The sequence below is a fragment of the Colwellia sp. BRX9-1 genome, from assembly GCF_014077195.1.
Classification (GTDB): Bacteria; Pseudomonadota; Gammaproteobacteria; order Enterobacterales; family Alteromonadaceae; genus Colwellia_A.
The window spans coordinates 15,853-36,478 of sequence record NZ_JACGVM010000019.1; the positions used below are offsets into that span (position 1 = coordinate 15,853).

A 20,626-nucleotide genomic window follows, 5' to 3' on the forward strand; every position below is an offset into this window, starting at 1 on the left:
ATTATATCTTTAAAATACCAAAAAGATGACAGTTTTTTGTAGGCTTTGTTGACGTTAACTTCTATAATTGTGAATATTATGATCAATAAAAATATTAAGCCTTAAATCTTGTTTTACTTCATATCCAGCCTGTTATTATCCGGCTTTTGGTTTTTACTTACTGATGGTGATCTTGCTTCATTGCTTGTTGGTGTTGTTTTCATCCCCATGAGCATTTTTGTATCTGCCAAATTGTCAGAAAAAACCGACAGTGCTAATCGCACTTTTTACATCAACATTGCTAAAGTACCTAAATTCATTTGGTTTTTCATTTATCAATCGATAAAGGGAGGAACCGACACAGCAGTGCGAGTATTCTCTGTTGACATGAAATTACAGCCTGAATTTATTCACTATTCAATTAAGCATTTACCGGCTGGTTCACCAATGAACTTATTTATGAACGTGGTTAGCTTATTGCCAGGTTCGGTAAGTGTTATTAGAGAGCCTACCCGTGTACTGGTTCATGTGCTAACAGTTACCAGCAGTTCATTAGAAGATATATATCAATGTGAACTCGCTATTTGTGAGCTTTATCATTTAGATATTTCTCCACAAGAAAATTATTCATCGACGAAAATAGCGAGTAAGTAATGACTTTTTTTTACACTATCGTGGTTATCATTTTGTTAATCTGCTTAATCGTTGGGCTGCTCAGAGTATTAATTGGCCCTGATAACGCCAACCGTATGTTAGCGGCACAATTATTTGGCACCATAGGCACAACAATCGTTCTTGTTTTTTCGGTATTACAAAATAACGAAGTTATCACTAACGTTGCTTTAGTCTTTACCTTATTAGCATCGATTACCGTCATTGCCTTTTTAAAGTTAGCAGAGCAGCCGATCGACAACGTTAGCCCATCAGAGAATCATAAACATGATAGCTAATATATTTACCATCATAATGTTGTCATTAGGATGCCTATTTTTTATCGCTGGGACGATAGGACTATTACGCTTTCCTGACGTATTTTGTCGCCTACATGCTTTGACTAAATCTGATAATTTAGGCGTAGGTTTAATCACCTTAGGGTTACTACCACAAGTTAATAGTGTTTCTATGGCAATAAAAGTCATCTTGGTATGGGCATTATTATTACTGACAAGTGCGACGAGCTGTCATTTAGTGGCCCGCCATGAACGCAGAAGACAAATGGTGGAACATGATGGTAATCAGCACAACAACGGGAACAATAACAAATGAATAGTGAATTATGGATTGATATCTTATTGTGTCTTTGCGTTTTAGTTATTGCCGGTTCAATGTTTTTAGTCAAACAGTCGTTCACCGCCATTGTATTATTTATTAGTCTTGGACTGGTGATCACCCTTTGCTGGATCCAGTTGAATGCCATTGATGTTGCGATCGCTGAAGCGGCCATTGGCGCAGGTTTAACGGGAGCAATGTTGCTAGCGTCATGGCGCAAACTATCAATAGATAAGCCCACAGATAAGAAGGGTCGAGGTGATCTTTGATAAAATTTTTAGCAAAAAATAGTGATGTTATTGAAAAAACGCTCATTATTATTTTAGTCACCCTGTTTACTGCATTTTTCATTTTTGCTTTATTTAACCAGGCACCACATGGCAATGAACTACAAGCGTTAGTGTTAAATTCGCTTGATAAAACGGGTGTAACGAATATCGTTACCGCTGTGCTGTTAAATTATCGTGCTTACGATACTTTTATTGAATTTGCTGTTTTTTTAGTGGTGGCGATAGCTGTGTTACCCTACATATTAGATACCCCTGTTTTGACCTTTACCCTTCAGGAAGAGTCGCAAGTCTTACTGATCGCCAAGGTCTTTATCCCCTTAACCATTATTATGGCCGGTTATTTACTGTGGATTGGTTCAACAAAGCCCGGTGGCGCTTTTCAAGCTTCGGCTTTGCTAGCTGGCTGTATAGTTTTATTATCATTAGCAAACGTACAAGTTATCGATTTTACTAAACTACGCTATCGCTTGTTAATGTCGTTAGGGCTAATCGCTTTTATTGCTGTGATACTACTTCTTTATTTGCAGTCCCATGCTTTTCTCACGTTTCCTGTTGAGTTAGCCGGTGCCAGTATTTTAGTGATCGAATTTTTTGCAACTTTCGCGATTGCCTTAATATTATTTCTTTGTTTTGAATCGATTAACAAAGGGCATGCGTAATGGAATTATCCCAAACTAATTTATACACCCTTTGCTCAATTTTATTGTTCGCTATTGGCTTGCTAGGATTTTTATTGAATAGCGACTTTATTCGTAAATTATTGGGCCTAAATGTCATTGGAATTGCTATTTTTATGTTGCTACTTGCTATTGCGCATACCTACCCTAATGCTATTGACCCTGTTCCTCATGCCATGGTGTTAACAGGAATAATAGTTGCTGCAGCTGGTACCGCTTTAGGTCTTAACTTAGCCTCTAAAATAGCCAAGTTCGCGCGATTAGTACAAAAAGAAGAAGCGGCTACACAATCAGAGTCGGTCTATGAAAATAGTAGCAATGATACTCAAGGTCGAGGTTAATTTGATTAATAATTTCATTACAACTTTTTCATTACCGGCATTAATGATACTCCCTATGGTTATTGCTATTATTTGCTTTGTGGCAGGTAATACGAAATTAAGCCGACTAATCAGTGCTATTAGCTCGATAACGTTAGTGGTTATCTGTGCTCTACAAGCGGGTTATGTTTTACAACAAGCCGTAGCCATTGAGTTAATTATTGGTGGCTGGCAGCCGCCACTAGGCATAAGATTATCGATTAACGAATTTAGCGCCATTATGCTGTTAATGACCTCGACAATAGGTTTAGCTATCACATTTTACAGCACACAATATTTTGATGATAACGAAAAAGAAGTCCGCTTCTGGCCTTTATGGTGGTTTTTAATCACCGCCTTAAATGGTATTTTTATCTCGTCTGATATTTTTAATACTTATATTATGCTCGAGCTCTTGGGGCTTTCTGCAGTAAGTTTAATTGCTATTCAAGGCACGCAACAAGCACTACAAGCATCATTTCAATACCTATTAGTTGGCCTGTTTGGTTCGTTAATGTATTTATTGGGTGTGGCTATTATTTATCGTACTTATGGCGTTCTCGACAATCAACTGGTTGCTAATTTAGTTGAAAGTAATAGCAGTATGCAGTTAGCGTTAGCCCTTATTACCTTGGGTATGATGATGAAATGCGCTTTATTTCCATTACACTTTTGGCTACCTTCAGCCCATTCCAATGCTTCTGCGCCAGTAAGTGCAATGTTGTCTGCTTTAGTGGTTAAAGCCGCATTTTTTATCCTTTTTACCTTTTGGTTTAAAATTCTCGCGCCAGTGGTTACATTTACGGCGGTGACTATAATGGGTATATTTGGCGCCATGGCGGTCATTTATGGCTCATATCGGGCTTTTACTTCACCCAGATTAAAGCAATTAATTGCCTACTCTACTGTTGCACAAATTGGTTATTTATTTCTCGCATTTCCGTTAATGTTTACCACGCCTGATTTAGCACGAACTGCAGTCATTTACTTTATTGTTGCCCATGGCTGTGCAAAAGCCGCGATGTTTTTAGCCGCCGGCGTTATTCAGAAAGCGATGGGGCATGATCAATTATCACAACTACAAGGCATAGCATCACAGCTCCCCATTAGTATTTTTGTTTTTGCGGTAACCAGTGCTAGTTTAATTGGGCTGCCGCCAAGCGGAGGTTTTATTGCTAAATGGTTATTATTGAATAATGCCGTAGAAGCTCAACAATGGTGGTGGGTATTAACCCTCTTTATTGGCGGCCTATTAGCGAGTGCTTATCTATTTAGAGTACTCAATTTGGCGTTTACCACACCGACTCAGGAAAACTCACTTACCGTTTTAGCTATCAGTGAAAGTAAGCTTTTAGGTGCAGTTGGACTCTCTGTTATTACCATCATTATTGGTTTAAATGCGATGTGGTTAACTAACCTAATTACGGGTAGTTACTCATGATTAATGTTGTAAATGAGCTTCAAGGACAATTAGCATGTTAAACGACTGGCTACCGCTTATTATTTTAATCGTTGCCTTTAGTACCGGCATTTTGATGATGGTCATCGATGAGAAAAATGAAAAACTCAGAACATCTGTTAATTTAACGAGTGCGGCAATTAATATTATCTTAATTGGCATAATGCTCTTGGGCGTTTCTCAAGGCGCTGTATTTGAAACAAGATTACCGCTATTACCTGATATTAACTTAGTACTCAAAGCTGATGCTCTGTCTTTAGCCTTTGTGACACTATCGGGCGTGTTATGGTTTTTTACCACTATTTATGCCGTGGGTTACTTTAAGAAAGGGAAACACAAAAGTCGATTCTTTGGCTTTTTCAGTCTCTGTGTTTTTTCAACATTAGGGGTCGCTTTAGCGGGTAATTTAATTACTTTTCTAATTTTTTATGAACTCCTTACCTTAGCGACATACCCATTAATTGTTCATAAAGGTAATGACGATTCGTTGAAATCTGGTAAAACCTATTTACGTTATACGATGATCGGTGGCGCTATCTTAATGGTTGCGGTTGTCTGGTTAAAGTCTATCGCGGGTGCTTTAGATTTTTCAACGCCAGATATCTTACTTAATACCCCTAATATTGACCCAACCACCATCACTATTATTTTTGTTATGCTGATGATAGGTTTAGGCGTTAAAGCGGCTTTATTTCCTCTGCATGGTTGGTTACCTCGTGCAATGGCAGCACCCGCACCGGTTAGCTCATTACTGCATGCTGTAGCGGTAGTAAAAGCTGGAGCTTTTGGCATTATACGTGTGGTTTATGATGTGTATGGCGTCGACCTAGCAAGTTCTTTAGGTGTTTTACAAGTCCTGTTGGTCTTTGCATGTTTTACCATTATTTATGGTTCGGTTAGGGCTATTTATCAAGATGATATAAAAAAGCGTCTTGCTTATTCAACGGTTAGTCAGGTGTCATATATAACGCTAGGCATAGCACTCGCCGGCCCTATTGCGGCCGTTGGTGCTATTATGCATTTAGTGCATCAAGGGCTAATGAAAATCACTATGTTCTTTTGTGCTGGTCTGCTCGCTGAAACACATCACATTTATAAAGTTAGCCAGTTAAATGGCATTGCTAAAAAAATGCCGATCACCATGACTGCCTTTACTATCGCAATTTTAGGCATGATTGGTATACCGCCAATCGCGGGCTTTGTTTCTAAGTGGTACCTTGGTGTTGGCGCTATTGAAACAGGTAATGCTTGGGTAATAGCAGTGCTAGCGGGTAGTAGTTTATTAAACGCAATTTATTTCTTACCTTTGGTTTATCGCGCATGGTTCCTTGCTCCATCACAAGAGAATCAAGATACCGAGCACGCCAGTTTACCAAGACAATTATCCACACCGGTACATGCTACCCAACACGCAGAATTACCTGCAGAGCCACATACTGAGCATCAAAACCATGTAGAGAACAAACCAACGCTAGAAGCACATTGGATGATGCTTTTACCACCGGTTGTTACCATAACTTTTGCTATTTTGGCGGGATTATTCGCTAATAGTCAATACAGTGCATTAAGCTGGTCAAAGCTGATCGCAACCTCTGAATCTATTGGATTTAATCAAACAACAACTCTTTTGCAATCGTCGATTTTACCTCAGCAAATGTCAAGCTGGTTAGTTTGGTCTATTATATTACCCTTGATATTAGCCGCATTAATTATCATACGTCCCAAAGCTATCAAACTTACCTATTTAATGCCACTTTGCGCCATTCCTGCTATTTATTTAGGCTTACAACCTGAATATTATTTTCAAAGCATACCGTTCTTATTTTTTGGTAGTGAACTTTCACTTGATAAGCTCAGCCAAGGTTTTCTATTGCTGGCGGGGCTATTATGGTTACTAAGCTCAACGTATGCTTTATTTTATCCTCATTTGGGTGATAATAAATCTAACTTTATGGCGTTATTTTGTGTCGCCATGGCCAGTAGTTTTGGTTTAGTCCTGAGCACAGACATGTTTGGATTTTTGACCTTTTTTACTTTTATGAGTTTGTCGTCTTATGTGCTCATTATTAGAGATAAAACAGCCGCCGCAATATCAGCCGCTAATGTCTATATAAAGTGGGTCATTATCGGTGAAGTTGCTATTTTTAGTGCTTTTTGTATTCTCAATTATATGGACTTAACCCAACACACTGTTAGCCCAACGTTATTACAATTTATGGGACTGATGCTGATTGTTGGTTTTGGTATAAAAATTGGCTTATTTGGTTTCCATTCTTGGTTACCTCTTGCACACCCTGTTGCTGCGGTGCCCGCTAGTGCCTTATTAAGTGGTTTTATGGTAAAAGCCGGTATGATTGGTTGGCTTAAGTTTTTCCCTTTTCAAGCAGATGATTTGGCCACATTCTCTCAGTTAGGTTTACTGACTATTGCCATTGGTGCCCTTGGCGCCTTTTATGCGGCAATAAAGGGCATGAGTCAAAAGGATCCTAAAGCGGTACTTGCCTATTCTACGGTAAGCCAAATGGGCATATTATCTGCTTGTTTTGGTGTGATATTAGTCTTTCCAGCACTTAGAGATGCAATGACCACGGCTATTATTTTTTATGCTATTCATCACGGGTTAGCTAAGTCGGCTTTATTTTTATCTGTGGGAATTACGCCACTATTAAATAAACAAAGTAATACGCCAGTCTATTTACGTGGTATGACTTATATCACCATGATATTACCTGCGTTATCCTTGGTTGGGGCAGCCTTTACCAGTGGTTTTTTCGCTAAAAATGAAGTCAAAAATTTGTTGAGTGACTTACCTTATTTAAAATATGCAATTATTGTCAGTGCATTATTTACTGGACTATTAATGTGCCGTTTTATCCATATGGCTTACTATAAAGGTCAGAAAAATAGCGCTCATGACAGTAAACCTCAATACCCATTACTGGTTGTTTGCCTAGTTAACACCCTACTAGTGCTGTTAGCGCCTTGGTATTTACTTAATGAAAAGTACACCTTAACCAGTTTATTATCACTGGTGACCCTAAACAGCTTTATATCATCGTTAATCCCGATATTTCTTGCCGTTGTTGTCTATAAATTACTGGTGACCTTTAAACTAGACGGACGCGTAATTTTCAGCCTCGATGCATTCAAGCTAATAGCGATAAATAAGCCTTTCTCAACAAACGAAAAGCTAATAGCAAATATTGAGCAAGAGAAAGCTATTGATCTAGGCTTAATGGCTCAACTGAAATCTTTTATTAATAAAAAGCTCTCACCTCAGGAAGTCATGCCACTGAATATGCAGTCAACCTATGTGTCAGTCGTTTTAATCGGTGTTTGTATTTTATTATTAGTAGCGTTTAGCGTTTAGCGTTTAAATGTAATGTGCCATCGTCTAATGAAAGATAAACAGAGATATTTACAATAATTCAGTTACAATGCAGGACTTTAGTCTATTAACTAAACACGACTAATAAATGGTTATGTTATTGGAGTACCAAATTGACGATAGAGCATGGTGATAACACAATAATTTTAAAAGAAAATATTATACATATAACGTTGAAAGGATCTTTTAATGAGTATGGTGCTGAAGAAGTCTCGCAAAAGACATCAGCAATAATTAAGTCGCTCAATCAAAATAAGTTTCTGATACTTGTTGATCTTTCAAACTTGGATGGTGCTACGCCAGACGCATTTAATATCTCTAATAAGTTTAATGAGTGGCTCAATGGTCAAAATATGGTAGCAAAAGCTATCGTTATTACTTCGCAGGTAATAAAAAGTATTGACCAACAATGGGTGCCCTCCAAAGCGGTTCAAAATATAGAGTATTTTGATAATGAAGACGATGCATTAGTTTGGTTAAACAAACAGATTTAATACAAAGTGTTTGTTTAGTTTTTATTTGAAATTCAAGATAAGTTGTAACTGAGTTGTCGTACACTAAAATAAATATTTTAGTGATAACGACAGATTTATATTATTATCACCTTCAATTAAGTGTTCTGCTACAAAATCTTGAGTATCTGGATAAACAATCTTTTCCCCCAGTAAGTTTTTTACTGTAAAGAACAACGAATATCGCTCGGTTTTATAATTATAATTCGCATTAAGTAAATATGAGGCTTGCGCTTTATTTCGCTTGCTGATCGTGCGTAATGAAAATCCCAAAGTTTGTCGCGTATCCCAAGGATATGATAGACCAAAAGCTGTGATAAACCTGGGGACAATTGCAGCTAATTTATCATCAGATATTTCCCTGTTTCCTTAGTGGCTATAAGCAAAATTAGCAAATACCGTGTAGTTTTTTAAAACACGTTGATAATCCAATTCAATTCAATACCACTTCGATCAAAACTGCCTGAATTAAAAAACTGACTAGATTGTTACTGAAACCTCTTTGAATAAATTGTAATTTTCAATGCGACGCTTTTCAAACTCCATACCGCTATTTAGCGTTAAATGATTATTCCAATGATAATCAAAAGTGACTCCAGTTCGCCAACGGGTATTGTTGTCACCATTATTATCAAAGCGAAATCCTCCGTCATTGCCCAAACTAAGTACATTTCGTGAGACGAATTGTAAATAAAATTGATTATATTCACTGTAAACTTGCATATTGGCGTGTTCAAACTGCCAACTTTTATCCATATGCAGTGAACTACCCCGCGACTTCGCTTCGCTCTGATCACGGGGCTTCTGCAATCTAGCTTTTGATAACTAGGCTGCTTCTTTTTTCTCAGATCCCACACCAAACTTTGATAGCTCAAAGACTTTCATTTTAGAAGGTGATTTCTGCTGAAATTTGGGCAACGCCCTAGCTAATATCCCATTAGCTATTAACTCTTTTTCGCCTGTGTCTGCAACAGATTTAGCTGCTGCTAAATCTCTGCACTGTACTAATCCACAGCTCACACAGGAAAATTCTCGCACACTCAAATCGAATTTATGCTCATACTTACATCCATAGCAAATGCCGGAAGATTTCACAAACCGACCAATTTCATGGTAAACAACTCCATTTAATTCAGCCTTATACCTGGTTAATTCAGTGATCATTCCCATCACATTATCATTCACCATCTGGCCATTAAATTGCTGCATTCCTTTCACGTTTAAATCCTCAAACACGATAATATCGCTACTCTTGGCTATCGAGCATGATACTTCGTGAGCGAACGCTAGGCGTTGGCTAGAGATTTTCCCGTGAATTTTGTTTAAACGTGATTTTGTTTTGTGCCAGCGATTCGAACCTTTCTTACGACGGCTCAACTGGACTTGAATTTGTTTTAATTTCGTTGATGACTTCTTAAAAACTTTCGGGTTTTCAACGTACAGACCATTTGAGCCGACAACCGTATATTGGCTGTTGATGTCATAGCCCACAAGTGTTGATAGCACTTGCTTTTTACTCTTGCACTCGACTTTTTGAGTCAGTGAAACGTACCACTTCCCGTGCCTCATCTTGAAGGTTGCTGACTTGATTTTACTTTTAAGTTTACGATGAAGTGCAATTTTAACCGTACCAATTTTTGGAATAGTGATGCCGTTATTTTCCAGTCTTATATTTTCATTCGTATTGACCGAGCGGTAGCTATCATCGTGAAGTTTCTTCTGCTTAAAGCTGACCTTGAAAGTCGGAAACTTTTGAACCCTGCCTTTATTGAATGAATTCTTTAGTGCTGTTTCAAGGTCACGAGCCACTTGTTGTGAAGCCGCAGAGTCAAAATCTTTGAGCCATGAGAATTCATCGAACATTTTTAAATCTTTTATCAGCGATGCCATTTCATTGTAAAAAAGAAATGTTTTATCGTACCGATATCGACGCATATTTTCAGATAGCAACAAGTTCCATACGCCACGGGCGTATGCTCCAAATTCAACGAGTTTGACTTCTTGTTCTGCCGTCGGCTTGAGCCGATAATTGTATCTGAGCGTCTTTTTCATATACTGTATAGACTACTGTACAAGCCGAGATTGTCAAGTGGAATGTCAAACGAATTCACATTGTAAGCACCTAATTGCTCTGCATTTAATTCTCGTGGTTAAATATCGAAAGCAACTACTTTTTGGCGATATGGGAGAGTTTGTAAAGCAGGCTGTTTTAGACATATCAGATAGTTCTGACTTTTCAGTTGAGGAGATTGGAGTAGACAAGGATCACATCCATATACTTCTGATGATTTCTCCAAGATATGCCATTGGGCAACATGTTAGAAGGATTAAGCAGCAGACAAATAAGTTGATTTGGAAGAGGTATCCAGGCCTGAAAAAGCAGTTTTGGATTGAGAATACTTTCTGGTCTGATGGATGTTTTGTTTGTTCTGTCGGCAATGCTTCCGCTGATACAATTCGCAAATACATTAAAGAACAAGGATAGTTTATCGATTCATCCCCGCGACTTTCGCTTCGCTCGGATCACGGGGTTTTCTCGACAGGTTCGATAAATATCCCTTATGCTCTCTTTGTGTCGCGATGCTTAAAGGGGTTGGTTCGTCAGTATCATTGGTCATTGAGTCGAACGTTTGAAAGTTGATATTAAAACTATAATAGCGAAAGCGTGCTAGCACAGAGGTCATTTCTTCTGTTATAACAATATGATCAAAATCTGGTGTACCCTTTGGAAATGAAGGGGGTTGCGGCGTACCCTCGAAGTAACTGGTAAAACCGTTATCTTTTTGAGACTCAACCCCTAGTGAAAAATGAGAGTCATCATCAAAAGCGTGAAAGTAATAACCGCCAACATTGAGTTTTTGATTAGAGTCATAATTTACGGCTAGGCTGTTGCCCGCTTTTTGTTTAGTGACAATTTTAATAACACCTGCAGAAGCATTGGTACCATAATAAATAGCACCAGGTCCCCTTATAACTTCGACATGGCTAATAGCCTCGATGGGAATACCTAAGAGCGGTATTTCAGAATGTGATGGCATCCAATAAGGAACATCATCGACTATGAAGAGAATTTTTTGGTTAAAGGCTTCGACTATACCTCTGATCATTACGGGCGTGCCCCCTGCTCGGTTTTCTTGGAGAACAAAGCCAGGGATAAACGACAACATATCTTTTAGGCTTTTAATACCCATCAAGGTTAAATCATTTTGATCATAGCGGGAAACTATTGCAGGAGTTTGAATAATCCGTTCAGAAGTATAAGAAGCAACATCAACCCTCACGTTTAACAGCTCTGCTAGTGATAATTCAAAAATAGATTGTTGTTCCAAACTTGTTTCAGCAGAGCTTATGCCAGTAAATATAAATAATGATATCAAGCCAACTCGTTGACAAAAATTAATGACTAAAGCCGGACCGCTTAACCGTATTACCATCTAAAGTATCTCTACGTTTACTTTAAAGTTTAGAGGGTTTCCCTAAAAAAACCAAACTGATTAGGGTATATATCACCCAAATAAAGCGGTTCACCCTAGTGAAAAGCATAAAGTGAAACCAATGATTTAATTGAAAATTACCACGCTAGCTTATGGTATGCCCCATGTAGGATATTAGCACCAGGTTAATAAAAATATGGCTAAGTGATTTTATCAATCTCAGCTAGGGGTTCTTCCGGATTATAGCGTCAAACTAAATAGTACACAGTAGATTGGTGGTATAAAACGTTAAAAGAAATAAAGTCATGAGAAATAAAATTGCTGTTATGATTATTAGTGTATTGATTATAAAAATAATTAATACCAATACAGGTGTATTTATTAGTTCAACATCACAATTTTCGTTACTCCCTTTAATTCAACAGGCTAAAGCATTTAACTCTGGAATTTATCAAATAGATGACGGGCCAACTATTGATTTTATAGCGAAACGTAAAAAACCCTATAAGAATAGGAAAAATAAATATACCAAGCGATGTCCAAATAAAAAAAGTAGCTGTGTTCATTTATCAACTAAGAAATCAAATCGACAACAAGGTAATAAAACAGCTTAACGATTAAACTCATAGTTTTTGAACATTTCCATAAGTAGTCTCCTGCATTTATTCATTCGACAAACCTCACTATTAACTCAATGAATTATTATGACTTTCATTAAGTTACGGGTATTAATTTTATCAAGCCTGACTGATATATAAGTCAGCATTATTATTTCATCACTCCCCTTTAAGCCAGTTAAAATAATTGCTAAGTAGTTTTATCACATTGTCCTAGGGGTTCTTCCCGATTATAACGCTCAAAAAAATTATGCACAGTAGCTAAGTTAATGAAAGAAAACTCATTCAAAATTATAATCATTCAAAAGGTATAAGAAAATGAAAAAGACACTTTTGGCACTATCGGTTAGTGTACTTGCAGCGACCACATTTAATGTTAATGCTGATGCGCTTATTGGCTCGAAATTACAAACGTTGTTACCCACTTTAGTTCAAAGTACTAAAGTGATTGTTTCAACTCACCATTACAATGAACTCGACAATGTTATGACCGCTTTAAACGTTCCTTATTTAGCGTTAAAAGTATTACCTATGGCAGGCACTTCTTTAACTCGGAGCCAAATCAATAGCTTAGCTAAAGATTCACGGGTTAAGAGTATTTATTTTGATGCGCCTTTAGAATATTACAACTATAACTCTGGCGAAATTACCAGTGGTCATCTAGTACATGACGATTATGGTGTTTATGGTGAAGGTTCAACGATTGCAGTACTAGATTCAGGTGTTGATGCAACACACCCTGATTTATTACTCGGTGAAAAAACTATCCAAAATGTTAAAATTGCTGGTGATCTTGATTTTGCTGGTGGTAAAAACTTATTTTTAGAAGGTGTGCCAAATTCGGATACGAGTTCAGGACACGGTACACATGTTGGCGGCACTGTTGCCGGTAGCGGTGAAGCATCAAGAGATGATGAACGTAGAAGTTTTTACCAGGCAGGCATCGCCCCTAAAGCAACTTTGGTGGGTCTAGGCGCTGGTGAAGCAATTTCAATTCTTTATGCTATTGCTGGCTTTGATTATGCAATCGCTAATAGCGAACGTTATAGCATAGATGTAATAACTAACAGTTGGGGTGGAGGTGACGGCGCAAGCTTTGATCCAAATAATCCAACCAATCAAGCTTCTTATCAAGCTTACAAAAAAGGCATCGTAGTGACTTTTGCCGCTTCTAATAGTGGTCCAGATGACAACACCCTTAATCAATATGCAATTGCCCCATGGGTTATTAACGTTGCTGCTGGCACAACAGACCGTCAATTAGCTGATTTTTCAAGCCGAGGCGTTGAAGGTGACTGGATTAAAACACCTGATATTACTGCGCCAGGTAGCGCGATTGTATCAACACGAGCACTTAACACGCCATTGGGCGCTGCAGGTCCTATTATCGACCCTGCACATCCAGAATATCACCTGTACTACGCAAGTATGAGTGGTACGTCAATGGCGACACCATTTGTTGCGGGTGTGGTCGGTTTATTGTTGGAAGTGAATCCACTTTTATCACCGGATCAAGTTGAACAAATTTTAAAAGACAGCGCAGATGAAATGCCGGGTTATAAAGTTCATCAAGTGGGTGCGGGTCATATTAACGTAAAAGCGGCTGTAGATTTGGCCAGAGTTACTATCGGTGAAAGAGCAGACTTTATCAACGGACAAACTGGCTGGTCAAGCCAAGGCGTTTGGTCTGAAGTTTCTGAAACTGATAACAATATTAATTATAAAAAACGCTGGGCTGTAAAAAATAGTACCTTATCGTCAGATGGCACCTTTAAGCAAACACGACGTAGAAACGCGCAAATTAGCTTTGATTTCATTGGTGATAGTGTTCAATTAAAATATATAACTAATAATAGAAAAGGTCATGCCGAATTATTTCTTGATGGTAAAAGCCAAGGTTTATTAGATTATTATTCACCTCAACGTCAAGTTAAAACCGTTGCATTTAGAGATTTATCTACCGATAGCGTTCATAGCATAAGTCTTAAACGCGTTAACGGTACAGTTTCATTTGACGGTATTTTACTCGACGGTCAATTAGTCGACTCAGCTGCAGTCATTATAAAAACAGACAGTAACTTTGCCGGTTCAGTTGGCCCATCATATGAAAATATGGAAGTGTCAGACCATGATATACAGCTGACAGACAACGTTTCTATGCTTAATGCTGTGTTAACTTGGTCAGGTGTTGCAGATTTAGACTTTGACTTGCTTAACGAAGCCGGTGAAGTTGTCGCTAACAGCGCCTCTTTAGATAACCCAGAAGAAATTAACTTTCGCCCAACTAGCGGCGGAATTTATACGCTTCGCGTTAATGGTTATATTTCAGTAGCTACTGACTATACGATTGCAGTAACAACATCAAAACTTGAAACTAATGATTAATTATTTAGTTTAAGTATTAAGCCGCTAGATAAACCTAGCGGCTTTTTTTATGGCTAATTTTTATTTATTTTCTCTATTTTGTTCAACCTAATCAGTAATCATCAATACTACTTTCTGGTTTAGCGTTTCTTGCGCAAATAAGACAGTAGAGTCACTACCTTTAACGATCACTAAAGCCAAAAAAACGATACTTTATAATGCACTAGATGAGTATCAAAAAGGTTTATTAACACCAACGTAAAGATGAATGTTAACAATTAATAGCGTAATACCATCGGTGTCCAATAAAGCGATCGTTAATACTTATAATTTTATCATAATATCAACTGACAAAAATTTCCGGATTTTTATCACTAACACTAATTAAATAACGGATAAAAAAAGCGCTAATCATGACGATTAGCGCTTTTATAATCAAAGATTAAACCTAAATTAAGATTTTTTCTTTAAAGACCTCGTCATTAATCCCATCAGCCCTAACGCAAATATTGCTAATGTAGACGGCTCAGGAACATCGGTTACTGATGCTGATACTCGACCCAATACATCAGCGTTAACAGGCGTTGCTACAGCGAAAAAATCTAATGGGTCACTCAAGGTAAATTCATTTACCACTAGAGAAAAATCGGTCGTCCCTGCTCCTATTGCCTGCAATGTGAACTTTCCTAATAAAAAATCACCACTTGATGGAGTAAAATTAACAAATCCAATAGCTACGCCACTTCCAACTTGATTAAACTCCATTATAAAAGGACGTGAAAGTTCGGTTGTAAACGTAGAGGGTAAAAAACTAAAGACACTTGTATCAAAATCAACATTTAAAGAAAATACATCAAATTCATCAAAACCCGTGGCATTTAAGGTAATTTCCATCATTTCGCCAACCAAAACATCACTTTGGTCTGCTGAAAGAGTAATTAGTCCGGCGTTAGCGTTTCCACCAAACGTTGCACACAAGATTAACGTTGCTACTATTAATAACTTCTTCATTTTACTACCTTTTAATTTAATTTAATTTTGTTTGTTTTATTGTTTGTCTGTTTTAAGCAATTTAGTCTAATTAGCCGCACAGCGAGTGCGAGTACATAAACTCATCATAACGCGAACATCCATCATAGATACGGCCCCATCATTATTGAGGTCAAACGCTAAATCGATCGTTTGTCCAAACTGTATTGCACGCATCAAACCGCGTAAATCATTGATATCAATATCGCCATCTCCATCAAAATCGCCTTGGATTGCTGCAGGTGTAAAATCGAATGCAACGATAACAGGGTCATGGTCAGACATTCTGTAAGCATTATTGTCATATACGCTAACTAACTGATCAGCCGTCTTATCCGGATGGCTAAAACCAGAGCCACAAAGTTCAGTGTTGTAATCAAGAACACAAGGTTCATCTGCATTAATATGCCATTCTGTTGTATCAACCACTTTGGTTAATAGACTACTGCTCGCTAGGGCATGATCTAGGTAACCCACTTCACCACCAAAGAGGTACGAATAGGCTTGTTCGCCTGCAAATTGATTAATGAGGTTAGTGTAACCGTTACTTGTAAATGCTCTGATTGGATCTTCCATTGCATAAGCGTTCAAATCACCCATCACTAGCACATCTTCCTGCAGACTCAATGTCGCATCAGTCGCTAACCAATTCATCAGTTCGTTGGCCTGTGCTACCCTTTTTGCATTGAAACAGGCTTGTCCATCGTTCTGATCTTGGTCTGCACCTGAAGCACTGCTACAACCCCCTTTAGATTTAAAGTGGTTAACAACAACAGTTATAGCTGAACCGTTATTGTTTAGCGTAAATATTTGAGCTAACGGAGGACGATTAAATATGCCGTTGTTATTTAACATGGCATTACCCGACGCTGAAACACTGCTAGGTTTATAAAGAAGCGCAACTGCAATCGCATCGGTGCCAATGGTTCCGCCCGTGTTAATAAATGCATAGGTCTCTGCACCCAAAACGGCATTAATACGCGCAACTAATTGAGCTAATGTACTGTTGGCGTCTACTCCGTCATTTTCGATTTCCATTAAACCAATAACGTCGGCATCAATAGCGACAATTGCAGCCACTGTTTTAGCAAATTGACGCTCTAACTCTTCAGCGGTATCTGCGCCCCTTGCTGTTGGGAAACCTCCACCTTGACCATCACCATTAAATAGATTTAAAACGTTCAAGCTAGCTATTTTAAGGTTAGATGGCGACAGTTCCGGTTGGGCGAGTCTGATGTTGTCATTTACAAACGTAGGAGCTACTACTGGAATTATTCTGTAATTACTGAAACTATAATCAATTATTCCAGTTAACTCAGTAACTAAGTCGCCAATGCGTAAGCTGTTGTCAGCCGATAAGCCTCCAGTAGGGAAGATTATTTGCTCAGGATATGAGCCATTAACACCATCGTCTAAAGTAATTCGGTTCAAGGAGTTTTCATTCGCAAGTGCTACAGCTTCAGCCGAACCAGGCAAATGTATGTTAGTTGGCACAAACAATCTACTGCTGGATAACGTAACTTCGCCAAATTTGGCTAGGTTATAATTATCGCTAACGGTAAGTGAATCGGCGTTACTAACCAACATTCCTTCTAATGCTTCAGGTTGTTCAACAGAAGTAAAAGGCAAGGATAAGGTCGTAGTAGATACACTACCCGTTCCACAAATAATAAGATCTTGTGCTGGCGATAATTGCGTTCGCCCGAAAAATTCTGAAACATTACCAGCAACACGGACTAGATCACCATTTGATGGTGTAATTGTATTGGCCGTATTAAAGACAAACAGTCCTTCTGAAGTTAACGGATCCGCATCAACATCTGTATCGCTTTCTTGTATAAAGAACCCGTCAAGTGCTGGTAACACTGATGTTACGATAGCTTCAACGACAAGGTTTTGGCCTACTAAAGGTGAAACATCAGCATTGCCTTGGATATCATGGATAAACGTCGATGGGTCTGAACACTGACCTATTAGCATTGGTGTACCATCACCATCGCCGCCGCCAGTATCACCACCAGAACCAAAAGTTTGATTTGTATTTACATTATTGAATGTATTAGCATTGGCATCTTCCCAAGTAAAATCAACTGAACTGTAACCCGTTCCGCCAAGCTGTAAAGAAAGACCAGCAAGAGTATTACTTGTTTCTGAAACGCCTATGTCCGTGCTAATCATTCCGCTTGCGGGACCATTAGTAGCGGTAAGTGAGCCTTCATAACTTAAAAATTCAATGACAGTTCCGTCGTTATCAATCAGAGCAATGCCGTCAGGAGAACCATTCTGGATGCCGCTGATGTCAAATGACATGGTTCCAAATCCAGCTTGTTGATTAGTAAACACACCAGACAAATCAACTGTTTTGTATGTAGTTCCGTTTGAACCGTTGTAAAGCACTAAACTCAAACCTGATAAGTCGGTTCCTGCAGGACCGGCAACTTCAATCGCTTCTCCAGTATCACCGCCGACGTTGTCATAGTGAATTTCATTAATAAAGACACTACCCGCCAAAAACGTTTGATTGGTATTTACATTGTTAAATGTATTTTCAGCTGCGGCTTGCCAAGTAAAGTCTGCGGAAGTAAAACCTATACCCGCTAACTGAAGAGAAAAACCAACCACTGTGCTACTTACTTCTGAAACACCAATATCTGTACTAGTCATGCCAGTAGCAGGACCATTGGTAGCAGTTAACGAACCTTCATAACTTATGAATTCTAGAACACTGCCATCACTATCAATAAGCGCTATACCATCTGGTGCGCCATTCTGCATACCTGCAATGTCAAATGACAAGGTACCAAAACCATTCTGTTGGTCTGCCAATACGCCAGCTAATACTTCTGTTTTGTACGTTGTTCCGTTTGAACCATTGTACAGAACCAAACTCATACCGGTTAAATCAGTTCCAGCAGGACCTGCTATTTCAATCGATTCACCAATATCACCGCCGGCGTTGTCATAGTGAATTTCATTAATAAATATATTTGATGTACTGCCGCCAGTATTTCCACCGCCAGTATCGCCACCGCCAGTATCACCGCCGCCAGTATCGCCGCCGCCAGTATCGCCACCGCCGTTAGAGTTACAGGCTTCGCTACCATATAAAGTTGATACCCATTCAGGGTGATCAATAAAGGGATTACGATTTCCTTGATATTCGTAAATGGTATTGTTTCGTTTTTGCTCAAAGGCATCAATTGGATCTGCATTATGCCACTCAATTAAACGACATAACCTGCCAAGTTCAGGCCCACTGGTATTTGTACTTTCCACAACGCGCAAATCTGGCATGTTAGCGTCGGCTACTTCATATCGCGCATCCATATAAAAGACCATTCGTGCGACATCACCTTTTACTGTATCTCTAGGTTCGAATGAATTGCTGTCAACCTTATTACCAGGCGCCTCTCCAATTTCAGACCCACCACTATCAAAATCTAAATTGCCTCTTGTGCTGTTAACTGAAATATCAGTAGGCCTTAAGTGATGAATATCTGTATAGCCAGACTGACTTTCACTACTAAAACCACCATGACTTTTCGCCCATACATGTTCCCTGTTCCAGTTTTCTGGATCACTAGAAGCTGGGCCACTGCCGTTTGAAAGTTTAGCTTTGGAAATACCACGATAGAATAAGATTACGTTATCTGAATTTGACGGGTCTTCATCAGTTTCAGTCAATGCGGTCCAAACCTCTGCATAACTTAAGTCTTTATGATTTTGACTTATTGCGGTAGTTATTTCTGCTTTTATTGCTGTGGTACCATGTCCGCCATTAATCGCCAAAATTACATCTTCATAATAAGTGGCATCGTCAAAATTGGTCGAATTAGTAACTTTTTCTAGATCTGGGCAGTTAACACAGACGCTGCCACTGGCACCATCGTCAACATTGCCGCCACCACTATTATCACCGTTGTTACTATCACCACTGTCATCAAATGTTTGGCCTGTATTTACTGCGCCGAATGTATTTGCATTAGCTCCTTGCCAAGTTGAACCATCAAACTGTAGTGAATAACCCGTAGGTGTACTACTGGTTTCAGCAACACCAATATCAATACTTGTTAAGCCATTTGCTGGACCATTTGTGGCTGTTAACGTTCCTTCATAACTTAAGAATTCAACGACAACACCAAGATTATCTACTAATGCAAATGCATCAGGTGCGCCGTTTTGTATACCCGACTTTGTAAAAAATTGCGTACCAAAGCCTCCTTGTTGATCAGGAATAATGCCAGACAGGCTTACAGAGCTATAGCTAGTTCCATTACTACCATTATATAAAATAATTGACCAACCTGTTAAATCTGTTCCTGCAACACCAGCGATTTCAACTGCTTCACCTACGTCTGATCCTGCATTGTCGTAGTGTATTTCGTTAATAAAAACATCTGCTGCAAACGCTGTTTGTGTCATAGAAAAGCATAATGCAGACATAAGCATTACTTTTTTTAAGCAACGTTTGGGGTTGTGATTGGTAAGGGGAACAGCCATGATTTTGGGTCGTAAGGCTAATCGATTTTTTTTCATTTTATTTTTCCATATTATGTTTATTATTATTATTATTAAAGTGCAATATATTTGCACTTAGCCACTTGATTCAATACTTTTTGTAAACCACTCATTCACACCGTAATTAATTTATTTTTGGACGTATTGTCTATAATTTAGAATGATAAAGGTTTTATAATTACTGCCGTAATTAATATTTTTTCTTTGGATAAAAATTTTAAGAAATAATCGCAGATAGATTTCACCAAAAATTGGTGGTGCAAATAATAAATTGAAACGATTATTTTCAATGATAGAGAGCAATATAGGGTGGATAAAGAAAGTGGATAAAACTTTCCAGTATTAGAGAGAAGAGAAAATATAAAAAAAGATAAGTCCGTGTATCTAAACTCCATTTTACATCCTTATATTGTTGTTTTATATATGCCTATTATTTCCCTGTAATATGACATTTTAATGAATAACTTAATAAAATATTTATATTAAAAATCACATTAAAGTAAAATATGCCATAAACTGACTAAGTGGTCAAATAACAAACAATGAAATAGAAGCCTGTTTAACTTAACAATTCTGCTTAAAAGTAGTAGCCACTTGACCATCAGGATGGATAATTAAATAATGGATGAACTATTTATTCCAAATAGTATATTTGTATCTTCTCTTCTCGTTGATTGCTAATTAATAAGATATTTTTTTGGTGGGTGGCAAAACACTTTCAGCAAAAAAAA

At 38.2% G+C, this 20,626-nt stretch carries 17 protein-coding genes; 12 read left to right on the forward strand and 5 right to left on the reverse strand.

Translation table 11 applies throughout. The features are described 5' to 3' along the window. Nucleotides 1-108: 108 nt before the first annotated feature. From H4J76_RS15635 to H4J76_RS15675, 9 genes are all read left to right on the forward strand, one after another. On the forward strand, nucleotides 109-633 hold the full coding sequence (locus tag H4J76_RS15635; protein ID WP_182216006.1) for a Na+/H+ antiporter subunit E: 525 nt from the start codon (nucleotides 109-111) through the stop codon (nucleotides 631-633). Then, nucleotides 633-929: a monovalent cation/H+ antiporter complex subunit F gene (locus H4J76_RS15640; RefSeq protein ID WP_182216008.1), complete on the forward strand. Its 297-nt coding sequence runs from the start codon at nucleotides 633-635 to the stop codon at nucleotides 927-929. Before H4J76_RS15635 ends, H4J76_RS15640 begins: the two co-directional genes overlap by 1 nt. Continuing rightward, the gene (gene mnhG / locus H4J76_RS15645) at nucleotides 919-1,245 is read left to right on the forward strand and encodes a monovalent cation/H(+) antiporter subunit G (protein ID WP_182216009.1); all 327 of its coding nucleotides are present in this window, start codon (nucleotides 919-921) and stop codon (nucleotides 1,243-1,245) included. Before H4J76_RS15640 ends, mnhG begins: the two co-directional genes overlap by 11 nt. Then, on the forward strand, nucleotides 1,242-1,517 hold the full coding sequence (locus H4J76_RS15650; RefSeq protein ID WP_182216011.1) for a DUF4040 domain-containing protein: 276 nt from the start codon (nucleotides 1,242-1,244) through the stop codon (nucleotides 1,515-1,517). The genes mnhG and H4J76_RS15650 overlap by 4 nt, the downstream gene beginning before the upstream one ends. Next, nucleotides 1,514-2,197 carry a Na(+)/H(+) antiporter subunit B gene (locus tag H4J76_RS15655; protein WP_182216012.1) on the forward strand — a complete coding sequence of 228 codons (684 nt, stop codon included), beginning with the start codon at nucleotides 1,514-1,516 and terminating at the stop codon, nucleotides 2,195-2,197. Before H4J76_RS15650 ends, H4J76_RS15655 begins: the two co-directional genes overlap by 4 nt. Beyond that, on the forward strand, nucleotides 2,197-2,556 hold the full coding sequence (locus H4J76_RS15660; protein ID WP_182216014.1) for an NADH-quinone oxidoreductase subunit K: 360 nt from the start codon (nucleotides 2,197-2,199) through the stop codon (nucleotides 2,554-2,556). Before H4J76_RS15655 ends, H4J76_RS15660 begins: the two co-directional genes overlap by 1 nt. Further along, nucleotides 2,519-4,015, forward strand: a complete 1,497-nt coding sequence (locus tag H4J76_RS15665) for a complex I subunit 5 family protein (RefSeq protein WP_182216016.1) — start codon at nucleotides 2,519-2,521, stop codon at nucleotides 4,013-4,015. Before H4J76_RS15660 ends, H4J76_RS15665 begins: the two co-directional genes overlap by 38 nt. A gap of 34 nt (nucleotides 4,016-4,049) precedes the next feature. After that, nucleotides 4,050-7,403, forward strand: coding sequence for a complex I subunit 5 family protein (locus H4J76_RS20040; protein WP_182216017.1), 3,354 nt, complete (start codon nucleotides 4,050-4,052; stop codon nucleotides 7,401-7,403). 131 nt (nucleotides 7,404-7,534) lie between these two features. Beyond that, entirely contained in the window at nucleotides 7,535-7,915 is a 381-nt protein-coding gene (locus H4J76_RS15675; RefSeq protein ID WP_182216019.1) for an STAS/SEC14 domain-containing protein, read from the forward strand. A 498-nt stretch (nucleotides 7,916-8,413) separates the two neighbouring features. On the opposite strand, the gene H4J76_RS15680 is transcribed toward H4J76_RS15675, so the two are convergent. Both H4J76_RS15680 and H4J76_RS15685 read right to left on the reverse strand, forming a co-directional pair. Beyond that, nucleotides 8,414-8,689, reverse strand: a complete 276-nt coding sequence (locus H4J76_RS15680; RefSeq protein ID WP_182216021.1) for a hypothetical protein — start codon at nucleotides 8,687-8,689, stop codon at nucleotides 8,414-8,416. A gap of 69 nt (nucleotides 8,690-8,758) precedes the next feature. Further along, nucleotides 8,759-9,985 carry an RNA-guided endonuclease TnpB family protein gene (locus H4J76_RS15685; RefSeq protein ID WP_182216022.1) on the reverse strand — a complete coding sequence of 409 codons (1,227 nt, stop codon included), beginning with the start codon at nucleotides 9,983-9,985 and terminating at the stop codon, nucleotides 8,759-8,761. Between the two features lie 37 nt (nucleotides 9,986-10,022). On the opposite strand from H4J76_RS15685, the gene tnpA reads away from it, so the two are divergent. After that, nucleotides 10,023-10,418, forward strand: coding sequence for an IS200/IS605 family transposase (tnpA, locus tag H4J76_RS15690; protein WP_182216024.1), 396 nt, complete (start codon nucleotides 10,023-10,025; stop codon nucleotides 10,416-10,418). A 1-nt stretch (nucleotide 10,419) separates the two neighbouring features. On the opposite strand, the gene H4J76_RS15695 is transcribed toward tnpA, so the two are convergent. Then, a complete protein-coding gene (locus H4J76_RS15695) occupies nucleotides 10,420-11,310 on the reverse strand; it encodes a TonB-dependent siderophore receptor (protein WP_182230917.1) in 891 nt (296 codons plus the stop codon). 362 nt (nucleotides 11,311-11,672) lie between these two features. Here H4J76_RS15695 and H4J76_RS15700 point away from each other — a divergent pair, with 362 nt between their 5' ends. Then, nucleotides 11,673-11,981, forward strand: a complete 309-nt coding sequence (locus H4J76_RS15700; protein WP_182217222.1) for a hypothetical protein — start codon at nucleotides 11,673-11,675, stop codon at nucleotides 11,979-11,981. Nucleotides 11,982-12,302: 321 nt separating this feature from the next. Next, nucleotides 12,303-14,369: a S8 family serine peptidase gene (locus H4J76_RS15705; RefSeq protein WP_182217220.1), complete on the forward strand. Its 2,067-nt coding sequence runs from the start codon at nucleotides 12,303-12,305 to the stop codon at nucleotides 14,367-14,369. Nucleotides 14,370-14,801: 432 nt separating this feature from the next. Here the strand turns inward: H4J76_RS15705 and H4J76_RS15710 are convergent, their stop codons facing one another. Continuing rightward, on the reverse strand, nucleotides 14,802-15,359 hold the full coding sequence (locus H4J76_RS15710; RefSeq protein ID WP_182217218.1) for a PEP-CTERM sorting domain-containing protein: 558 nt from the start codon (nucleotides 15,357-15,359) through the stop codon (nucleotides 14,802-14,804). 66 nt (nucleotides 15,360-15,425) lie between these two features. Continuing rightward, on the reverse strand, nucleotides 15,426-19,913 hold the full coding sequence (locus H4J76_RS15715) for an ExeM/NucH family extracellular endonuclease (protein ID WP_182230918.1): 4,488 nt from the start codon (nucleotides 19,911-19,913) through the stop codon (nucleotides 15,426-15,428). Nucleotides 19,914-20,626: the final 713 nt, after the last annotated feature.